1 protein-coding gene is annotated in these 391 nt (G+C 49.9%); it reads left to right on the forward strand.

From position 1 onward, the window contains the following. Positions 1–391 (forward strand): LPS assembly protein LptD (lptD, locus tag HBA93_RS19095; protein ID WP_221724353.1); only part of this gene is annotated, 391 nt, incomplete at both ends.

Consider the following 391-nt stretch of genomic DNA (forward strand, 5'->3'; position numbering starts at 1 on the left):
CCGGCCTTGCTTTTGCTGCCCGCGGTCGCTTTGACAAAGACAATATGGCCGTTAAACGCGGTGAGGTTGAAGCCAGCCATAGCGGACAAATTGTTCAGGCTTCTGTAAAATATGCCTATATCACCAAGCAACCTGATTACGGTTTTGCTGAAAATCGTCAGGAAATCAGTCTGAGCGGTTCAACCCGCTTCAAGGAAAACTGGCGTGTATTTGGTTCCGGTACTTATGATATCGTGTCCGACACGCTGGTGCGTGCGCAATCAGGTCTGGCCTATGACGATGAGTGCTTCACTTATTCCATGGCTTATATCCAGACACGCAGCCCAGGCCAGGACAAGATTTCCCATTCGGTCGGATTTAATATTTCCTTCCGCACACTGGGTGAAGTCGG

The sequence above is a fragment of the Ochrobactrum sp. SFR4 genome (assembly GCF_019730395.1).
Classification (GTDB): domain Bacteria; phylum Pseudomonadota; class Alphaproteobacteria; order Rhizobiales; family Rhizobiaceae; genus Pseudochrobactrum.